13 protein-coding genes are annotated in these 21,262 nt (G+C 40.9%); 10 read left to right on the top strand and 3 right to left on the bottom strand.

Annotated elements, in window-relative coordinates; all coding sequences use genetic code 11:
• On the bottom strand, window positions 1-1,995 hold the full coding sequence (locus SM12261_RS04910; RefSeq protein WP_000821057.1) for a DUF1430 domain-containing protein: 1,995 nt from the start codon (window positions 1,993-1,995) through the stop codon (window positions 1-3).
• Between the two features lie 444 nt (window positions 1,996-2,439).
• Here SM12261_RS04910 and SM12261_RS04905 point away from each other — a divergent pair, with 444 nt between their 5' ends.
• Entirely contained in the window at window positions 2,440-3,198 is a 759-nt protein-coding gene (locus SM12261_RS04905) for an ABC transporter ATP-binding protein (RefSeq protein ID WP_000173358.1), read from the top strand.
• A 1-nt stretch (window position 3,199) separates the two neighbouring features.
• Entirely contained in the window at window positions 3,200-5,188 is a 1,989-nt protein-coding gene (locus SM12261_RS04900; protein WP_000489393.1) for an ABC transporter permease, read from the top strand.
• Window positions 5,189-5,229: 41 nt separating this feature from the next.
• Here the strand turns inward: SM12261_RS04900 and SM12261_RS04895 are convergent, their stop codons facing one another.
• Complete coding sequence (locus SM12261_RS04895) at window positions 5,230-5,925, bottom strand: VIT1/CCC1 transporter family protein (RefSeq protein WP_000005264.1); 696 nt, start codon at window positions 5,923-5,925, stop codon at window positions 5,230-5,232.
• A gap of 709 nt (window positions 5,926-6,634) precedes the next feature.
• Here SM12261_RS04895 and SM12261_RS04890 point away from each other — a divergent pair.
• From SM12261_RS04890 to aguB, 6 genes are read left to right on the top strand one after another with little or no spacing between them, the layout of a single operon-like run.
• Window positions 6,635-8,095, top strand: a complete 1,461-nt coding sequence (locus SM12261_RS04890) for an aminotransferase class I/II-fold pyridoxal phosphate-dependent enzyme (protein WP_000661003.1) — start codon at window positions 6,635-6,637, stop codon at window positions 8,093-8,095.
• A complete protein-coding gene (gene speE / locus SM12261_RS04885) occupies window positions 8,096-8,956 on the top strand; it encodes a polyamine aminopropyltransferase (protein ID WP_000366713.1) in 861 nt (286 codons plus the stop codon).
• Window positions 8,953-10,212, top strand: a complete 1,260-nt coding sequence (locus SM12261_RS04880) for a saccharopine dehydrogenase family protein (RefSeq protein WP_000088766.1) — start codon at window positions 8,953-8,955, stop codon at window positions 10,210-10,212. The genes speE and SM12261_RS04880 overlap by 4 nt, the downstream gene beginning before the upstream one ends.
• Entirely contained in the window at window positions 10,212-11,339 is a 1,128-nt protein-coding gene (gene nspC, locus SM12261_RS04875) for a carboxynorspermidine decarboxylase (protein ID WP_000764388.1), read from the top strand. Before SM12261_RS04880 ends, nspC begins: the two co-directional genes overlap by 1 nt.
• Window positions 11,336-12,421: an agmatine deiminase gene (aguA, locus tag SM12261_RS04870; RefSeq protein WP_000969480.1), complete on the top strand. Its 1,086-nt coding sequence runs from the start codon at window positions 11,336-11,338 to the stop codon at window positions 12,419-12,421. Before nspC ends, aguA begins: the two co-directional genes overlap by 4 nt.
• Window positions 12,422-12,430: 9 nt before the next feature.
• A complete protein-coding gene (gene aguB / locus SM12261_RS04865) occupies window positions 12,431-13,306 on the top strand; it encodes an N-carbamoylputrescine amidase (protein WP_001246745.1) in 876 nt (291 codons plus the stop codon).
• 94 nt (window positions 13,307-13,400) lie between these two features.
• On the opposite strand, the gene SM12261_RS04860 is transcribed toward aguB, so the two are convergent.
• The gene (locus SM12261_RS04860) at window positions 13,401-14,210 is read right to left on the bottom strand and encodes a Cof-type HAD-IIB family hydrolase (protein ID WP_000593586.1); all 810 of its coding nucleotides are present in this window, start codon (window positions 14,208-14,210) and stop codon (window positions 13,401-13,403) included.
• Between the two features lie 117 nt (window positions 14,211-14,327).
• Between SM12261_RS04860 and rexB the strand changes: the two genes are divergently transcribed.
• Window positions 14,328-17,603 (top strand): ATP-dependent nuclease subunit B, encoded by a 3,276-nt coding sequence (rexB, locus tag SM12261_RS04855; RefSeq protein WP_004239416.1) that lies wholly within the window; start codon window positions 14,328-14,330, stop codon window positions 17,601-17,603.
• Window positions 17,600-21,250 (top strand): helicase-exonuclease AddAB subunit AddA, encoded by a 3,651-nt coding sequence (gene addA, locus SM12261_RS04850; protein ID WP_000802633.1) that lies wholly within the window; start codon window positions 17,600-17,602, stop codon window positions 21,248-21,250. Before rexB ends, addA begins: the two co-directional genes overlap by 4 nt.
• Window positions 21,251-21,262 lie beyond the last annotated feature (12 nt).

Here is a 21,262-nt window from a genome sequence, read left to right as displayed (position 1 = left end):
CTATCCTCCTTTGATGATGCTAGCATAAGTTTTACTTTCCTTTTTATCACAGATTTTCAATAGAGAAACAGCTAATCCTGAAAAACTGAGAAATAAAATCAGGGTAATCCAGATATTCTTAGAAATAATGAAAGCTAGACTACTTCCGACAAAGAGAGCTATTATTTGAGAAGTGATATATCTACAGTGTAATTCAAAGAAATAATACCCAGCTATTTTTTTCAAGAATATGGTTTTGCGAAAGGCTTCAAAATAGAGTAGGTTTAAACTTGTAAAAAGTAAAATTGAAGTCAAGATAGCAAAAATACCACTCGCTAAATTACTATAAATTTCGATTTTAATTTTTTGATTTAACTGGAGGTAGGTCTCTCTAGCAAAGGATAATCCTGAAATCATAGGATCAAGTTGATAGTACTTCAAAAGTTCTTGTGTTTGCTGTAAATCGGTAAAATAGAGATATTCTAGATTCGTAAACCAAAATATAGAAGAATCTTTTCCAAGTGCCTTAGGAGAAACTACGATAAAAATAGGGGTTGACAACCATTGATCATAAGAAATATGGGTAGTATTATAAATGAATACATCTTTTTTTTGATCAGTATAAGTTATACTAACTTCGACTCTATGCTTTGTATCACTACTGTATAATCGATTAGTTAAATCTTCTTGTATGTTTGGTTTTATTTGTTCCTCATTTTTCTTTTGTTCTTGAGGTAGTATTACAAGAACCTGTCCATCTTTTAGATTATTGATTTTTTTAAAGGTTTCTGATGTTAACTCTATACCTTCTTTTTTGAAGTAGTCAGGTGTTACATAGAGAATATTTTTCCCTTCCAAGTCATAGGGATTTTGTTCAGAATCATTATGAGTTGAAAGAGAATGCTTTATAGCTTGAATAGCGAGATTATGTTTGACTAAAAAGGCATTTCCATTTTCTAAAGAATATTGAATAAAGTCAAACCATTTATTAGCATTCATTTTGAGTTCATCTATATTTTTTCTTTGACTTGAACGACCTGTTTGAAGATTAACAATATTGGAGTGTTGTTTCCAAGTAGCTTGTCCAGCCTCATTTTTCATAAATATATGATGATAAATGGACAAGCGCCCAAATCCTACAATAACTAATAAGATAGACAGAGCTTGACCAAAGTAAAGAATACGTAAAATTGACTTAATTGGTAATTTTCCTTTAATGATAGAGATAAGATGAACTCTTTTCAAAGAAATAGTAAAAAGAAAAGCGATGAGAAGACTTAGCAAGAGAAGCAGGCTATTATAAAAAATAAATAGTATTACTAAAAAAGTCTGAATTTCATAAGGATAGCCTAGGTAAATTACTAAAACACTAGCTATTAGGGAAGCAGGCAAGCCGAAAAGAAGGATATCAAGTCCGTCTCTTATGATAGAACGAAAGAAGAGATTTCTGAGACGTTCTCCATTAATCAGTCTTATTCCTGATTGAGAGAGAGATTGAATCTGTCCGATAACAATAAGTGATAAAAAGGTTAATAAAAAAATGAAAAGACTAGTAAGTTGATTGGGTTGGGCAATGAGGGTCAATACGAAGGAGACTCTATTATTTTCAAATGTGTTAACTTTTTCTAGTCCAAGTTGTTTAAGGTGAATAGCTAATTCTTGATTTGTTAGCGATCCACTGATAATATTGTAATTGTTGAGAAGATTACTTTTATTGATACTTTCTTGACTTGCTTGAGGCATCCAGTCTGGAAGTTTCCCATCTCCAAAAACTTCGTAGTAAGTTTGTGATTTTCCATCACTATCTACTTCCCAAATGGTTCTTGCGATAAGACTATTATGTTCTTTAGCAAGACTATTTAATTTTTCCTTAACGATAGAATAATCTGCTTGCCCGCTTAATACTGCTGCACCTGGGAAAAGGGTTTGTGGAAGAGAGTCTTTCCAAAAGGACAAAGCACCAATCAGAAAGAGTGCCAGAAGAAGATTGCTGATGAAGAGAAATATACGTTTCATAGGAACCTCTTTCTAAAAAAGAGGGAGATCAACCTCCCTCTTCATTGCAGTTATGCGAATTATAGCTTACTACTTTTTAAAATAAGCACTAAAAAACTAAAGTTTTACAAGGTATCGAAGAAAACCCTTTCACAATTATATTTTACTCCTTTTTTAAAAATAAAACAAGTGATGATAGGACTTCGTATAGTAGATATTTTCAAAAAATTCCCCAATCTTACAAAAATGTAAGATTAAAGTCTCTTTTGTAAGGTTAGGTTATGGCAAGCGGTCTTTTTTTGATGTAAACTAGACTCATAAAGAACAAAGGAGTAACATCATGAAACAAATCTTACATAAGAAAACTAGAAAACCAAGCAATAAAGATATCGAGCGTGTTCAGCTGGGATGCGCAATGATGCAAGAAACATTTCATTTGATGGGATATTAAGAAAGGAGATTCTCATGACACTTTTAGATGTAAAACACGTTCAAAAAATTTATAAAACTCGTTTTCAGGGCAACCAAGTAGAAGCCCTCAAGGATATTCACTTTACCGTAGAAAAGGGTGACTACGTTGCCATCATGGGTGAGTCTGGTTCTGGTAAATCCACTCTTCTCAATATTCTAGCTATGCTGGATAAACCAAGTCGTGGGCAGGTTTATCTTAATGGAACAGACACAGCAACCATTAAAAATTCACAGGCTTCTAGCTTCCGTCGTGAAAAATTAGGCTTTGTCTTCCAAGACTTTAACTTGCTAGATACGCTTTCTGTCAAGGATAATATCTTGCTTCCGCTTGTCTTGTCAAGAAGACCCATTACGGAGATGATGAAGAAATTGGTGGTGACAGCTGAGAATCTAGGTATCAACCAATTGCAAGAGAAGTACCCTTACGAGATTTCTGGTGGTCAGAAACAGCGTGTAGCAGTAGCACGCGCCATCATCACAGAACCTGAAATTCTCCTTGCGGATGAGCCAACAGGAGCCCTTGACTCCAAATCATCTGCAGCCTTACTTGATGTCTTTGATGAAATCAATGAGCGCGGCCAAACTATTCTCATGGTAACTCACTCAACGGCAGCAGCTAGCAGAGCCAAGCGCGTGCTCTTTATCAAAGACGGCATTCTTTACAATCAAATCTACCGTGGAGAGAAGACAGAGCGTCAGATGTTCCAAGAAATCTCTGATACCTTGACTGTCATGGCAAGCGAGGTGAATTAGTATGTTTCGATTAACCAATAAGTTAGCGGTATCGAACTTGATTAAAAACCGCAAACTCTACTATCCTTTTGCGCTGGCTGTTCTCTTGGCAGTCACTGTCACCTATCTCTTTTACTCTCTAACCTTCAATCCCAAGATTGCTGAAATCCGTGGAGGAACAACCATTCAGGCTACACTTGGATTTGGTATGTTTGTCGTCACCCTTGCGTCAGCCATTATCGTCCTCTATGCCAATAGTTTTGTCATGAAGAACCGTTCCAAGGAACTAGGAATTTATGGCATGTTGGGCTTGGAAAAGCGTCATCTTATCAGTATGACCTTTAAGGAGTTAGTGGTATTTGGGATTCTAACTGTTGGAGCGGGTATCGGTATTGGAGCCTTGTTTGATAAGTTAATTTTCGCTTTCTTGCTCAAACTGATGAAATTGAAGGTTGAGCTGGTCGCTACCTTCCAAATGAATGTTGTCATTGCAGTACTTGTTGTCTTTGGATTGATTTTCCTAGGCCTCATGTTCCTGAATGCCCTTCGAATCGCCCGTATGAATGCCCTCCAGCTTTCTCGTGAAAAAGCTAGTGGTGAGAAAAAAGGTCGTTTCCTACCTCTACAAACTATTCTTGGTTCCATAAGTTTAGGGATTGGCTACTATCTTGCCCTTACTGTAAAAGATCCTCTCACAGCCCTAACAACCTTCTTCCTAGCTGTTTTACTGGTTATCTTTGGTACTTATCTATTGTTTAATGCAGGAATTACCGTTTTCCTCCAAATCTTAAAGAAAAATAAGAAATACTATTACCAACCAAATAACCTTATCTCAGTCTCTAACTTGATTTTCCGTATGAAGAAAAATGCAGTTGGATTAGCAACAATCGCTATTTTGTCAACAATGGTCTTGGTTACCATGTCTGCAGCGACAAGCATTTTCAATGCTTCAGAATCCTTTAAAAAAGTGATGAATCCGCATGACTTTGGCATTACTGGACAAAATGTTGAAAAAGAAGATTTGGACAAACTCTTGAGCCAGTTTGCAAGTGACAAAGGTTATAGTGTCAAAGAGAAAGAAGTGCTTCGTTACAGTAACTTTGGTATTGCAAATCAAGAAGGAACCAAGTTAACCATTTTTGAAAGGGGACAAAATCGTGTCCAACCTAAAACAGTCTTCATGGTATTTGACCAAAAAGACTATGAAAATATGACTGGTCAGAAGCTTTCTCTATCAGGCAATGAGGTCGGCCTCTTCGCTAAGAATGATGGACTGAAAGGACAGAAAGCTCTAACTCTAAATAACCATCAATTTTCTGTAAAAGAAGAATTTAATACAGATTTTATTGTGAACCATGTCCCAAATCAGTTTAATATTTTTACTACTGATTACAATTACCTTGTTGTACCTGATTTACAAGCATTTTTAGACCAATTTCCAGATTCGGCTATCTATAATCAGCTTTACGGTGGTATAAATGTAAATATCAGTGAAGAAGAACAACTCAAAGTCGCTGAAGAATATGAAAAATACTTACAAAAGTTTAATGCTCAATTAAACACTGAAGGTAGCTATGTGTATGGTAGCAATCTAGCAGATGCTAGTGCTCAAATGAGTGCCCTCTTTGGTGGTGTCTTCTTTATCGGTATTTTCCTATCCATTATCTTTATGGTCGGAACCGTTCTGGTCATCTATTACAAACAAATTTCTGAAGGCTATGAAGACCGTGAACGCTTTATTATCTTGCAGAAAGTCGGTTTAGATCAAAAGCAAATCAAGCAAACCATCAACAAACAGGTTTTAACTGTTTTCTTCCTTCCTTTGCTTTTTGCCTTCATACATCTAGCCTTTGCCTACCATATGCTTAGTCTGATTTTAAAAGTGATTGGTGTAATAGATACGAATATGATGTTGATTGTGACCTTGTCTATCTGCGCTATCTTCCTCATCGCCTATGTGCTGATTTTCATGATTACTTCAAGAAGTTATCGCAAGATTGTCCAAATGTAAAAAAGATACCTCGACTTCAAAATCGAGGTATTTCTTGTATTCTAAATGCTGAAAAGTTGTCCGAGCAGGAAGGTAACTCCCATGGTCAAGAGACCAATAGCGAGGTTCCGAATCATAGCTGTTTTGGTTGGTGCTTTTCCAAGTCTGGCACTAGTGTAACCAGTGAGAAGAAGGGCCACACCGACGATAAGGACGGTAGCAGGGATACGGTATTCACTTGGGAAAATGGTAATTGAAAGCATGGGTGGTAAGCTACCAAGGAAAAAAGAAATAAAGCTAGAGATAGCAGCATGCCATGGATTGGTAAACTCTTCATACTCTATCCCATATTTTTCCTCTACCAAAGCCTTGAGCGGATTATTTAAAAAGGCTTTGTTGGTCAAGAGTTGAGCAGAGGTTTCACATTCTCCATTTTGGATATAGGCTGCATAGAGAGACTTTTTGGCTAGTTCCATATCTTGGTCTAGCAAGACTTGCTCACGCGCAACGGCTGCTTCCTCGGTATCTTTTTGAGTTGAAACAGATACATATTCTCCACCAGCCATCGAAAAGGCACCAGCTAAGATAGCTGCAAATCCTGATAAAAAGATAATCCAGATATTACTCGTAGCACTAGCAACCCCGATAACCACACCAGCAATGGAAATAATTCCATCATTGGCACCAAGAACACCCGCACGCAGGATATTTAAACGACCTGCAAAATTTGAATCGATTTCGTGATTTGTTTCTGACATACTATTCTCCTTTTGATCCAGTATAAAGGAAAAATATAGGGAAATCAATCTTTTAAAACTGTCTGAAAAAAGTTGCACTATTCTAATGATGTAAAAATGTCGTCATCTTATCTAATCGATCAAACACAGAAGGGTAAGAGTATAGAATGGCATGAAAGAATTTTAAATTAAATACTATCATCATTTCGTTCACTTTATAATCGTTTACAAGAAAATAATCATTGTTAAATCGAGTAAAATCTAACTATTTTGCGAACCTTTTTATATTTTTTCCGTAAAACGCTTTACAAGTTCTTGAAAACATGATATAGTAATGGGGCTTAGAAAATGAGATGATGTTTTCTAGCAAATATAAACCCGAGTAAAAAATGCCTACGGACAGGCAGGGTTGAATGCCGAAGCGTGGTTGAAAAACCACATTATTGATAGGGTTAAAAGCCTACTTTTATAAGTTGATGTTAGGACACTTGTCCTAATTCATAAATTTTTAGTGTGGTGAAAGCACACGTCATCTTGTGAAACGATCAATAAAGTACGTAATATTTGCTACTAGAGAGTTAGGAAACATCGGGAACAGACATACTCAACAGAAACAAACATAAAAACGTCAGAAGATTGCAGAGCAGGTGAAAACCTGCTCTTTTTTCATGAGTCAACCTTTAGTTCCTTAGTTTTCATAAGGTCCTAAAAATATGGAAAGGAGTATGTCTTGAAAGAGTTAGATCAAAACCAAGCTCCAATTTATGAGGCCTTGGTGAAGTTACGCAAGAAAAGGATTGTTCCCTTTGATGTTCCAGGTCACAAGCGTGGACGAGGAAATCCAGAACTTGTCGAACTCTTAGGAGAAAAATGTGTAGGCATTGATGTCAATTCGATGAAACCCTTGGATAATTTAGGTCACCCCATTTCGATTATTCGGGATGCAGAGGAGCTAGCAGCTGATGCTTTTGGAGCTAGCCATGCCTTTCTCATGATTGGAGGAACAACTTCATCGGTGCAGACTATGATTCTCGCAACCTGCAAGGCAGGAGATAAGATTATTCTGCCACGAAATGTCCACAAATCTGCTATCAATGCGCTGGTTCTATGTGGTGCCATTCCCATCTATATCGAGATGAGTGTGGATCCTAAAATTGGTATCGCTTTAGGTCTTGAAAATGACCGAGTAGCACAGGCCATAAAGGACCATCCAGATGCCAAGGCCATTTTGATTAACAATCCTACTTACTACGGAATCTGTTCAGACCTAAAGGGGTTGACAGAAATGGCTCATGAAGCTGGCATGATGGTTTTGGTAGATGAGGCCCACGGGGCGCACTTACATTTTACTGATAAACTTCCAATTTCTGCTATGGATGCAGGTGCTGATATGGCAGCAGTTTCTATGCATAAGTCTGGTGGGAGTTTGACCCAAAGTTCGCTTCTTTTAATCGGGGAGCAGATGAATCCTGAATACGTACGTCAGATTATCAATCTTACCCAGTCAACATCCGCCTCTTATTTGTTGATGGCTAGTCTGGATATTTCGCGTCGCAACTTGGCTCTTCGTGGTAAAGAGTCGTTTGAGAAGGTCATTGAGCTATCCGAGTACGCTCGTCGTGAAATTAATGCCATTGGCGGTTACTATGCTTACTCAAAAGAGTTAATAGATGGTGTGTCGGTCTGTGATTTTGATGTAACCAAGCTGTCAGTTTACACTCAGGGGATTGGCTTAACAGGTATCGAGGTTTATGACCTCCTACGAGACGAATATGACATTCAGATTGAGTTTGGTGATATTGGCAATATCTTGGCCTATATTTCGATTGGTGATCGTATCCAAGACATCGAGCGTTTGGTCGGTGCTTTGGCTGATATCAAGAGACTTTACTCGAGAGATGGAAAAGACTTGATAGCTGGAGAATATATTCAGCCCGAGTTAGTGCTGTCTCCACAAGAAGCCTTCTATTCAGAAAGAAAAAGTTTAACCTTGGATGATTCTGTTGGACAAGTCTGTGGAGAATTTGTTATGTGTTACCCTCCAGGAATCCCTATCTTGGCTCCTGGTGAACGCATTATACGTGAAATTGTAGACTATATCCAATTTGCCAAGGAACGTGGTTGCTCCCTCCAAGGGACGGAAGATCCTGAGGTCAATCACATCAACGTCATTAAGAGAAAGGAGAACTAGATGGATTTATGGTTTTCTGAAGTTCATACTCCAGATGTGAAATTGTCCCTGAGAACAGCCAAGCAACTCTACGCTGGTAAAAGTGAATGGCAGGATATCGAAGTCTTGGATACACCAGCTTTTGGGAAAATACTGATTTTAAATGGGCATGTCTTGTTTTCAGATGCGGATGATTTTGTCTACAATGAAATGACCGTCCACGTTCCCATGGCTGTCCACCCAAATCCCAAGAAAGTATTGGTTATTGGGGGTGGTGATGGCGGTGTCGCCCAAGTATTAACACTCTATCCTGAGCTGGAACAAATCGATATTGTGGAACCAGATGAGATGTTGGTTGAAGTCTGTCGTGAGTATTTCCCAGACTTTGCTGCAGGGCTAGATGATCCTCGTGTTACCATTTACTACCAAAATGGGCTACGCTTTTTGCGAAACTGCGAAGATGATTACGATATTATCATCAACGATGCGACAGATCCGTTTGGCCATACGGAAGGGCTCTTTACCAAGGAATTCTACGGCAATAGTTATAGGGCTCTGAAAGAAGACGGTATCATGATTTACCAGCATGGGAGTCCCTTCTTTGATGAGGATGAGTCAGCTTGCCGAAGTATGCATCGCAAGGTCAATCAAGCCTTTCCAATCAGCCGGGTCTATCAGGCCCATATTCCAACCAGTCCAGCTGGCTATTGGTTATTTGGGTTTGCATCGAAAAAATACCACCCTGTCAAAGATTTTGACAAGGAAGGCTGGAAAAAACGCCAGCTTTTCACAGAATACTACACTGCAAACTTACATGTGGGGGCCTTCATGTTGCCTAAGTATGTAGAAGACATTTTAGAAGAAGAGGAAGGAAAAAAATGAGTCGTTTACTAGTTATTGGATGTGGGGGCGTTGCCCAAGTTGCTATTTCAAAGATTTGCCAAGATAGCGAAACCTTTACAGAAATTATGATTGCTAGCCGTACTAAGTCAAAATGTGATGACTTGAAGGCTAAACTGGAAGGCAAAACAAGTACAAAGATTGAGACAGCTGCTCTTGATGCAGATAAGGTTGAAGAAGTAATTGCCCTGATTGAAAGCTACAAGCCAGAAGCAGTTTTGAACGTAGCACTACCATATCAAGATTTAACCATTATGGACGCTTGTTTGGCAACAGGTGTTCACTATATCGATACAGCTAACTACGAAGCCGAGGATACGGAAGATCCTGAATGGCGTGCTATTTATGAGAAACGTTGCAAGGAACTTGGTTTTACAGCCTACTTTGACTACTCATGGCAATGGGCTTATCAGGAGAAATTCAAGGAAGCAGGCTTGACCGCTCTTCTTGGTTCAGGTTTTGACCCAGGTGTGACTAGTGTCTTTTCAGCCTATGCCCTCAAACACTATTTTGATGAAATCCACTATATCGACATTTTAGACTGTAATGGTGGTGACCACGGTTATCCGTTTGCAACAAACTTCAACCCAGAAATCAATCTACGCGAGGTTTCTGCGCCAGGTTCTTACTGGGAAGATGGAAAATGGGTCGAAGTCGAAGCTATGTCTATCAAGCGTGAGTATGATTTCCCTCAAGTTGGACAAAAAGATATGTATCTCCTTCACCATGAAGAAATTGAATCATTGGCCAAGAATATTCCAGGTGTCAAACGCATTCGTTTCTTTATGACTTTTGGTCAATCATACTTGACGCACATGAAATGTTTGGAAAATATCGGTCTCCTTCGTACGGATACCATTAACTTTAACGGCCAAGAAATTGTTCCAATCCAATTTTTGAAAGCCTTGCTTCCAGACCCTGCAAGCCTTGGTCCACGTACTGTAGGTAAAACCAATATTGGATGTATCTTTACAGGTGTAAAAGATGGCGTTGAAAAGACCATCTACATCTACAATGTCTGCGACCATCAGGAATGTTACGCAGAAGTTGGTTCGCAAGCTATTTCTTACACAACAGGTGTTCCAGCCATGATAGGTACAAAATTAGTCATGAACGGTACTTGGAAACAACCAGGAGTTTATAACCTTGAAGAATTGGATCCAGATCCATTCATGGAAGCTTTGAATGAGTATGGTTTGCCTTGGGTTGTGGTTGAAAATCCACAAATGGTGGACTAATGAAGCTAGAACAAGTACCAACGCCAGCCTATGTCATTGACTTGCCCAAGTTAGAAGGCAACTGTCGTATTTTACAATATGTACAAGAAGAAGCTGGTTGCAAGGTTTTGCTTGCCCAGAAGGCTTATTCCCTCTACAAAACCTATCCCTTGATTAGCCAGTATCTATCAGGTACGACAGCCAGTGGACTCTATGAAGCTAAGCTAGCTAGGGAAGAATTTCCAGGAGAAGTCCATGTATTTGCGCCAGCCTTTAAGGATGCGGACTTGGAGGAATTGCTGGAGATAACAAATCATATCGTCTTTAACTCAGAGAGACAGTTGCGTAAACATGGGGCCCGTTGTCGGGATGCTGGTGTAAGCGTGGGTTTGCGACTTAACCCTCAGTGTTCAACTCAAGGTGACCACGCGCTCTATGACCCTTGTGCACCTGGCTCCCGTTTTGGAGTAACTTCAGACAAGATACCGAGTGATTTGCTGGATTTGGTGGATGGTCTTCATTTTCACACCCTTTGCGAGCAGGGAGCAGATGATTTAGAGACAACTTTGAAAGCAGTAGAAGAGCAATTTGGAGCCTATTTGCATCAGGTCAAATGGCTCAATATGGGGGGCGGACACCACATCACAAGAGAGGACTATGATGTAGATTTGCTGATTTCTGAGATCAAGCGTATCCGAGAAACTTACAATCTTGAAATCTATATCGAGCCTGGTGAAGCCATTGCGCTCAATGCAGGTTATCTAGCAACTGAAGTATTGGATATTGTCGAAAACGGTATGGAAATCTTGGTTTTAGACGCCTCTGCGACCTGCCATATGCCTGATGTACTTGAGATGCCCTATCGTCCACCTTTGAGAAATGGATTTGCCGCTCAGGAAAAAGCCCATACCTATAGACTTTCTTCCAATACCTGTCTGACAGGAGATGTGATTGGTGATTATAGCTTTGAAAATCCAGTTCAAATCGGTGATAGACTTTATTTTGAAGATATGGCTATTTACTCATTTGTCAAAAATAATACCTTTAATGGTATTGGATTGCCAAGTCTCTATCTCATGGATGAGCAGGGTGACTGCAGATTAGTCAAATCTTTTGGTTATCAAGACTTTAAAGGGAGATTATCATGATGGACAGTCCCAAAAAATTAGGCTATCGCATGCCAGCAGAATACGAGCCCCATCATGGTACCCTTATGATATGGCCAACTCGACCAGGTTCATGGCCCTTTCAAGGAAAGGCTGCCAAAAGAGCTTTCAGCCAGATCATTAAGACTATAGCAGAAGGGGAAAGAGTCTATCTTTTGGTTGGCCAAGACTACTTAGCTGAAGCCCAATCTTATCTTGGAGACAAGGTTATTTATCTAGACATTCCCACCAATGATGCCTGGGCGCGTGATACGGGTCCGACCATTCTTATCAATGATGAAGGCCAGAAATTAGCCGTGGATTGGTCTTTCAATGCTTGGGGTGGTGCTGTTGATGGTCTTTATCAAGATTATGAAGATGATGACCAAGTAGCCAGTCGTTTTGCTGAGACCTTGGAAATGCCTGTTTATGATGCCAAGCCTTTTGTACTGGAAGGCGGAGCGATACATAGCGATGGTCAAGGAACCATTCTCGTGACTGAAAGTTGCTTGCTTAGTTCTGGTCGCAATCCTCATCTTAGTAAGGAAGAAATCGAAACCACCTTATTAGAGTGCCTTGGAGCTGAAAAAGTTATCTGGCTTCCTTATGGTATTTATCAGGACGAAACCAATGAACACGTTGACAATGTTGCTGCCTTTGTTGGTCCTGCTGAGCTTGTTTTGGCTTGGACAGACGACAAAAGCGATCCTCAATATGCCATGTCAGCAGCTGATTTAGCGCTTTTAGAAAAGGAAACAGATGCAAAAGGTCGTCAGTTCACCATTCATAAACTTCCAATTCCAGCTCTTCATCAAGTTGTAACCAAAGAGGATTTACCAGGCTACATCTATGAAGAAGGAGAAGAAGAGCGATACGCAGGTGAACGACTAGCAGCTTCCTACGTAAACTTTTATATTGCCAACCAGGCTGTCCTAGTTCCTCAGTTTCAGGATAAAAACGACCAAGTGGCCTTAGATATCCTCAGCAAGTGTTTTCCAGACCGTAAAGTTGTCGGAATACCAGCCAGAGATATTCTTTTAGGTGGTGGCAATATCCACTGTATCACCCAACAAATCCCAGAATAGGAGAAAAAGATGAGAAATGTAAGAGTTGCAGCCATTCAGATGCAATGCGCTAAGGATGTGTCAACAAATATCCAAACCGCAGAGCGTTTAGTACGTCAGGCTGCAGAACAAGGCGCACAAATTATTCTTTTACCCGAATTGTTTGAACGTCCATACTTTTGTCAGGAACGTCAGTATGACTACTACCAGCATGCCCAGTCGGTGACAGACAATACTGCCATTCAGCATTTTAAGGTGATTGCTAAGGAACTACAAGTTGTTTTACCGATCAGTTTCTATGAAAAAGATGGCAATGTCTTGTATAACTCCATTGCCGTTATTGATGCAGATGGGGAAGTGCTGGGTGTTTATCGAAAGACCCACATACCAGATGATCATTACTATCAAGAGAAATTTTACTTTACGCCTGGCAACACAGGTTTCAAGGTCTGGGATACTCGCTATGCCAAGATTGGGATCGGTATCTGTTGGGATCAATGGTTCCCTGAAACAGCGCGCTGTCTTGCATTGAATGGTGCTGAATTGCTCTTTTATCCTACAGCCATCGGTTCAGAGCCGATTTTGGATACAGATAGTTGTGGTCATTGGCAACGTACCATGCAAGGACACGCAGCAGCAAATATTGTTCCAGTCATCGCAGCCAATCGTTATGGATTAGAGGAAGTCGCTCCAAGTGAGGAAAATGGTGGACAGAGTTCCAGTCTTGACTTCTACGGTTCATCCTTTATGACGGATGAAACAGGAGCTATTCTAGAACGAGCTGAAAGACAAGAAGAAGCTGTTCTGTTAGCAACTTATGACCTAGACAAGGGAGCAAGCGAACGCCTAAACTGGGGCTTGTTTCGAGATAGAAGACCCGAAATGTATCAATGGATTACGGACTAGCAAGCAAACCTATATTTACAAATTTTAGAATATCTGACGACTGTCATGATAAAAAAAGCAAATAGCAGTAACCTCTGCCTATTTGCTTTTCTTTTTATAAAATATATTTCTCAATAGCACGCGCAACGCCGTCTTCTTCGTTGCTTGCTGTAACGGCATCCGCAAGAGATTTGACATAATCACTGGCATTTCCCATAGCAATACCAAGGCCTGCAAACTGGAGCATTTCGATATCGTTATTAGCATCGCCCATAGCCATAATCTCTGAGGAATCAATCTTCAAAATATCTGCTAGTCGAGAAAGAGCAGTGGCCTTTGTCGTTCCAAGTGGCATCGCTTCATAAATGACAGGCTGCGAACGAACTCCACTAAATCGTTGGCAAAGCTCCTCAGCAAAACGCTGCTCAAAATCGTCCGTTTGGCTATCTGTCCCCAAAAACATCCCTTGAAACATACGGTACTTGCCACTAGTCGCTTCCTCAAGAGAAATTTCAGTCAGGTCTGAAAAGACCAGCTTGGCATCATTTTGAACAATTTCATTAGGCTTACCACCGAGGACAAAATAATGCTCCTCATCAAAAAGAGTCAACTGAACATCACTTTTTTCAGCTAGGTCATAGAGATATTCGATGTCTGCTGGACTAAGTTCTTGCCAGTCAACTAGTCCCCAGTCACTTGTCTGGTGAGTTGAACAACCGTTATTGACAATGACATACTCATTCTGGAGGTCGAGTCCCAATTTTTTGTAGTAGGGGAGGACACCGAAAAGCGGGCGACCTGTACAGAGAACCAGTTTGACACCTTTTTCAATAGCTTGGTGAATAGCAGTAATGTGAGCTTGTGGGATTTCCTTGGCTTCATTGAGGAGGGTTCCGTCCATATCCAAGGCTAGTAGTTTAATCATAGGTCTTCCTTCTTTTTCTTTTGGTATTATTATAGCATATTTTGGAGGAAAGGAGGAGGAATCTTCGGGCTAATCATGGTATAATAAAAGGTAATGAAAAATTCTAACGAGGCGGAGATGAAATTACTTTATACTGATATTCGGACTTCTTTGACAGAAATTCTAACTAGAGAGGCAGAAGAGTTAGTTGCTGCTGGCAAGCGGGTCTTTTACATCGCTCCCAACTCTCTTTCTTTTGAAAAGGAACGCGCCGTGCTGGAATGCTTGTCCCAGCAGGCTTCTTTTGCGATTACCGTCACGCGCTTTGCTCAAATGGCTCGTTACCTGATTTTGAATGATTTGCCAGCTAAGATCAGTCTTGATGATATCGGTCTTGGTATGGCCTTTTACAGATGTCTTACTGAACTTGATCCAAAAGACTTACGAGTATACGGCGCCATCAAGCAGGATCCTCAGTTTATCCAGCAGTTGATTGATCTTTATCATGAGATGACCAAAGCTCAGATGAGTTTTGTGGACTTGGAGAGTTTGACGGATGAGGATAAGAGAGCCGATTTACTCTTGATTTTTGAGAAAGTAACGGCCTACCTCAATCAAGGGCAGTTAGCTCAGGGAAGTCAGTTATCCCATTTGATTGAAGCTATTGAGAATGACAAGGTAAGTAGTGATTTTACTCAAATCGCCTTGGTTATTGATGGATTTACCCGTTTTTCTGCTGAGGAAGAGCGGATTGTGGACTTACTTCATGCCAAGGGTGTTGAGATTGTTATTGGGGCTTATGTTAGTAAGAAAGCCTATACCAGTCCATTCTCTGAAGGCAATCTCTATCAAGCCAGTGTGGAGTTTCTCCATCATCTAGCCTTTAAATACCAAACACCTGCCCAGGATTATTCTCAAACTCATGAGAAGATGGATAGCTTTGACAAGGCCTCTCGTTTGCTGGAGTCTTCTTATGACTTTTCAGAACTTTCCTTGGAAATTGATGATAGGGACCGTGAAAACTTACAAATCTGGTCTTGCTTGACGCAAAAGGAGGAGTTGGAGCTAGTAGCTCGGAGCATTCGTCAGAAATTACATGAGAACTCAAATCTGAGTTACAAGCATTTTCGTATTCTCTTGGGGGATGTGGCTTCTTATCAGTTATCTCTTAAAACCATTTTTGACCAGTACCAGATTCCTTTCTATCTTGGTAGAAGCGAATCCATGGCCCACCACCCTTTGACACAGTTTGTCGAGTCTATTTTAGCTTTGAAACGCTATCGTTTCCGTCAGGAGGATTTGATTAACCTTCTCAGAACAGGTTTGTATACCGACCTTAGTCAGGCTGATATTGATGCTTTTGAGCAATATATCCGCTATCTTGGTATCAATGGCTTGCCAGCCTTTCAGCAAGCCTTCACCAAATCCCACCATGGAAAATTTGATTTAGGGCGTTTAAATGCTCTTCGTCTGCGTATTGTAACACCTCTTGAGACTCTCTTTGCCAGCCGAAAACAAAAGGCTGAAAATCTCTTACAAAAGTGGAATGTCTTTCTAAAAGAAGGAGCAGTAACTAAGCAGTTACAAGATTTGACAGCTACTATGAAAGTTCTTGAACAGGAAAGACAAGCCGAAGTTTGGAAGGCATTCTGCCATGTTTTAGAACAATTTGCGACTGTTTTTGCTGGTTCACAGGTTAGTCTAGAGGACTTTCTAGCCCTGCTCCATTCTGGAATGAGTCTATCTCAATACCGTACCATTCCAGCGACAGTGAACACCGTTCTGGTGCAGAGTTATGATTTGATTGCGCCACTGACAGCTGACTTTGTCTATGCCATTGGGCTGACTCAGGACAATTTACCAAAAATCGCGCAAAATACCAGTCTTTTAACTGATGAAGAAAGACAAAGCTTAAACCAAGCGACAGAAGAAGGCGTTCAATTGCTGATTGCCAGCAGTGAAAACCTCAAGAAAAATCGCTACACTATGCTTTCCTTGGTCAATTCTGCGCGTAAGCAGTTGATTCTGTCATCTCCAAGCCTTTTTAATGAAAGTGAAAGCAAGGAGTCAGCTTATCTTCAAGAGCTGGTGAGTTTTGGATTTAGTCGAAGAGAAAAGAGAATGAGCCATAAAAATCTTAGCAAAGAAGATATAGGTTCATATCACAGCCTTTTGTCCAGTCTGGTTGCCTATCACCAGCAGGGCGAGATGAGTGAGACTGAGCAAGATTTGACATTTATTAAAGTTCTAGCGCGTGTCATGGGTAAAAAACTAGACCAGCAAGGTCTGGAAAATCCAGCCCTCCCAACCAGCCCAAGCAGTAAACCCTTAGCAAAGGACACCTTACAGGCTCTCTATCCTGCTGAACAGGAATTTTACCTGTCTACCTCTGGTTTGACGGAGTTTTACCGCAATGAATACAGTTATTTCCTCCGTTATGTTCTAGGCTTGCAAGAAGAATTACGCCTGCGTCCTGATGCCCGCAGTCACGGAAATTTCTTGCACCGTATCTTTGAACGCGCCTTACAGTTGCCTAACGAAGATTCCTTTGACAAACGTTTAGAACAAGCTATCCAAGAAACCAGTCAAGAACGTGAATTTGAGGCTATTTATCAGGAAAGTTTGGAAGCCCAGTTTACCAAGGAAGTTTTGCTTGATGTTGCACGAACGACTGGCCACATTCTCCGTCATAATCCAGCCATCGAAACCATCAAAGAGGAATCGAATTTCGGTGGGAAAGAGCAAGCCTTTATTCAATTGGACAATGGTCGCAGTGTTTTTGTACGAGGTAAGGTTGACCGCATTGACCGATTGAAAGCTGATGGAGCGATTGGAGTGGTAGACTACAAATCCAGTCTGACTCAGTTCCAATTTCCTCATTTCTTTAATGGGCTTAATTCCCAACTGCCAACCTATTTAGCTGCCTTAAAAAGAGAAGGGGAGCAGAACTTTTTTGGTGCCATGTACTTGGAAATGGCTGAACCAGTCCAATCTTTGATGGCCGTTAAAAGTCTGGCAGGTGCAGTAGTAGAAGCTAGCAAGTCTATGAAATACCAAGGGCTCTTTTTAGAAAAAGAAAGCAGTCATTTAGGTGAATTTTACAATAAAAATAAGGCCAATCAGCTGACGGATGAGGAATTCCAGCTTCTACTGGACTACAATGCCCATCTTTACAAGAAAGCGGCTGAGAAGATTTTAGAAGGCCAATTCGCCATTAATCCTTATACTGAAAACGGCAGAAGTATTGCACCGTATGTTCAGCAACATCAAGCCATTACAGGATTTGAAGCTAATTACCATTTAGGCCAAGCCCGTTTCCTAGAAAAGTTGGACTTAGCTGATGGCAAACGTCTGGTCGGAGAAAAACTCAAGCAAGCTTGGTTTGAAAAAATAAGAGAGGAGTTGAATCGATGAAGCCCATTCCCTTTTTAACTGAGGAGGAAATTCAAAAACTGCAAGAAGCAGAAGCAAATTCGAGCAAGGAACAAAAGAAAACTGCCGAACAAATCGAAGCCATCTACACTTCTGGTCAGAATATCCTTGTCTCAGCGTCGGCTGGTTCTGGGAAGACTTTTGTCATGGCCGAGCGTATTCTGGACCAATTGGCGCGTGGTATCGAAATTTCTCAACTCTTTATCTCAACCTTTACCGTCAAGGCTGCGACTGAACTCAAAGAACGCTTGGAGAAAAAAATCAGCCAGCAAATCCAAGAAACGCATAATGTCGATCTCAAACAACACTTGGGCCGCCAGTTGGCAGACCTACCCAACGCAGCCATCGGGACCATGGACTCTTTCACGCAAAAATTCCTTGGTAAACATGGCTATCTGCTTGATATTGCGCCAAATTTCCGTATTTTACAAAACCAAAGCGAGCAACTTCTTCTAAAAAACGAAGTCTTTCATGAGGTATTTGAAGCCCATTACCAAGGCAAACAGAAAGAGACCTTTAGTCATTTGCTGAAAAATTTTGCAGGGCGTGGCAAGGATGAACGGGGGCTGCGCCAGCAGGTCTATAAAATCTATGACTTCCTCCAATCCACCAGCAATCCTCAGAAATGGCTGAGTGAATCTTTCCTCAAAGGCTTTGAAAAAGCTGATTTTACTAGTGAAAAAGAAAAACTGACTGAGCAAATCAAGCAAGCCCTTTGGGATTTGGAAAGCTTTTTCCGTTATCATCTGGGTAATGATGCCAAGGAGTTTGCAAAGGCTCCCTATTTAGAAAATGTTCAGTTGATTCTGGATGAAATTGGCTCCTTAAATCAAGAGTCCGATAGTCAGGCTTATCAGGCAGTGCTTGCGCGTGTTGTCGCAATTTCGAAAGAGAAAAACGGTCGGGCCCTGACTAATGCCAGTCGCAAGGCTGATTTGAAGCCACTGGCGGATGCCTACAACGAAGAAAGAAAGACCCAGTTTGCTAAACTAGGACAACTGTCAGACCAGATAACCATTCTCGACTATCAAGAACGTTATCATGGAGATACCTGGGAACTAGCTAAGACTTTCCAAACCTTCATGAGTGATTTTGTGGAAGCTTATCGTGAACGTAAGCGTCAGGAAAACGCCTTTGAATTCGCTGATATCAGCCATTACACCATTGAGATTTTAGAGAAATTTCCTCAAGGCCGTGAGGCTTATCAGGATCGCTTCCACGAAGTCATGGTCGATGAGTATCAGGATACCAACCATATTCAAGAACGGATGCTGGAATTGCTGTCTAATGGTCACAATCGCTTTATGGTGGGAGATATCAAGCAGTCCATCTACCGTTTCCGTCAGGCAGACCCGCAGATTTTCAATGAGAAATTCCAACGCTATGCGCAAGATTCCAAAGAAGGAAAGCTGATTCTACTCAAAGAAAATTTCCGTAGTAGTTCAGAAGTGCTATCAGCAACCAATGATGTTTTTAAACGTCTCATGGACCAAGAGGTCGGTGAAATCAACTATGACAGCATGCACCAACTTGTTTTTGCCAATACCAAACTGACTCCCAATCCAGATAACAAAGCAGAATTTCTCCTCTACGACAAGGACGATACAGGTGAGGAAGAAGAGAGTCAAACAGAAACGAAACTAACAGGCGAAATGCGTCTGGTTATCAAGGAAATTCTTAAACTCCATAAGGAAAAAAGTGTTGCTTTTAAAGAAATTGCCCTTCTGACCTCCAGTCGCAGTCGTAATGACCAGATTCTCCTTGCCTTGTCTGAGTACGGGATACCTGTCAAAACAGACGGCGAGCAAAACAATTATCTCCAATCCCTAGAAGTGCAAGTCATGCTAGACACTCTTCGTGTCATTCATAATCCCCTGCAAGACTATGCCTTGGTTGCTCTCATGAAGTCTCCTATGTTTGGATTTGATGAGGACGAGTTGGCACGCTTGTCTCTCCAGAAAGCAGAAGATAAAGTTCAAGAAAATCTCTATGAAAAACTGGTCAATGCTCAAAAACAAGTAGCTAGCCAGAAAAACTTAATTCATACGGATTTAACTGAAAAACTAAATCAATTCATGGATATCTTGGCTTCTTGGCGTCTGTATGCCAAAACTCACTCTCTCTATGACTTGATTTGGAAGATTTACAACGACCGTTTTTACTATGACTATGTTGGAGCTTTGCCAAATGGCCCTGCTAGACAGGCCAATCTCTATGCCCTAGCTCTTCGGGCTGACCAGTTTGAAAAGAGCAATTTCAAGGGCTTGTCTCGTTTTATCCGTATGATTGACCAAGTTTTAGAAGCCCAGCACGATCTTGCAAGCGTGGCAGTTGCACCGCCTAAGGATGCTGTAGAACTCATGACCATTCACAAGAGTAAAGGGCTGGAGTTTCCTTACGTTTTTATTCTCAATATGGATCAGGACTTCAATAAGCAAGACAGCATGTCAGAAGTCATTCTCAGTCGTAAAAATGGACTAGGTGTCAAATACATTGCCAAAATGGAGACAGGAGCAGTAGAAGCTCACTATCCGAAAACCATCAAGCTCTCTATTCCTAGCCTGACCTATAGGCAGAATGAAGAGGAATTACAGCTGGCAAGCTACTCAGAGCAGATGCGTCTCCTTTATGTTGCCATGACGCGGGCTGAGAAAAAGATCTATCTTGTCGGCAAGGGTTCGCGTGAAAAGCTGGAATCCAAGGAATACCCAGCAACTAAAAATGGGAAACTAAATAGCAATACCAGACTGCAAGCAAGAAATTTCCAAGATTGGATCTGGGCTATCAGTAAAGTATTTGCCAAGGATCATCTCAACTTTAGCTATCGTTTTGTTGGCGAAGATCAGTTGACTAGAGAAGCTATCGGTGAGTTGGAAAACAAGAGCCCTCTACAAGATAGCTCTCAAGCAGACAATCGCCAGTCTGAAACCATCAAAGAAGCACTGGAAATGCTGAAAGAGGTGGAAGTTTATAATACTCTTCACCGCGCAGCCATTGAACTGCCAAGTGTTCAAACTCCAAGTCAAATCAAGAAATTCTACGAACCAGTTATGGATATGGAAGGTGTCGAGATTGCAGGTCAAGGCCAGTCAGTAGACAAGAAAATTAGCTTTGAGTTACCAGATTTTTCAACCAAAGAAAAGGTAACAGGAGCTGAGATTGGTAGTGCTACCCACGAACTGATGCAGAGAATTGACCTCAGTCAGCGACCAACCCTTGCTAGCCTAACAGAAACTCTCAAACACGTTCAAACCAGCCCAGCTGTCAGAGACAAGATCAATCTTGCTAAAATTCTTGCATTCTTTGACACAGCACTCGGTCAGGAAATTCTCTCTAATACCAACCATCTTTATCGCGAGCAACCTTTCTCCATGCTCAAACGAGACCAAAAGAGTCAGGAAGACTTTGTTGTCCGTGGTATCCTTGATGGCTATCTGCTTTACGAGGACAGAATTGTTCTGTTCGACTATAAGACAGACCGCTATGATGAACCAAGTCAACTCATAGACCGTTATCGTGGTCAGTTAGCCCTATACGGAGAGGCTTTATCTCGAGCCTATTCGATTGAAAATATTGACAAATACTTGATTTTACTCGGTAAAGACGAGGTTCAAGTTGTAAAAGTATAATCTAGAAAGGAG

It is taken from the genome of Streptococcus mitis NCTC 12261 (assembly GCF_000148585.2).
In the GTDB taxonomy this organism is placed as follows: Bacteria; Bacillota; Bacilli; order Lactobacillales; family Streptococcaceae; genus Streptococcus; species Streptococcus mitis.
The sequence above is the reverse complement of the archived record's forward strand: the minus strand, read 5'-3'. Positions and strand labels throughout refer to the sequence as shown.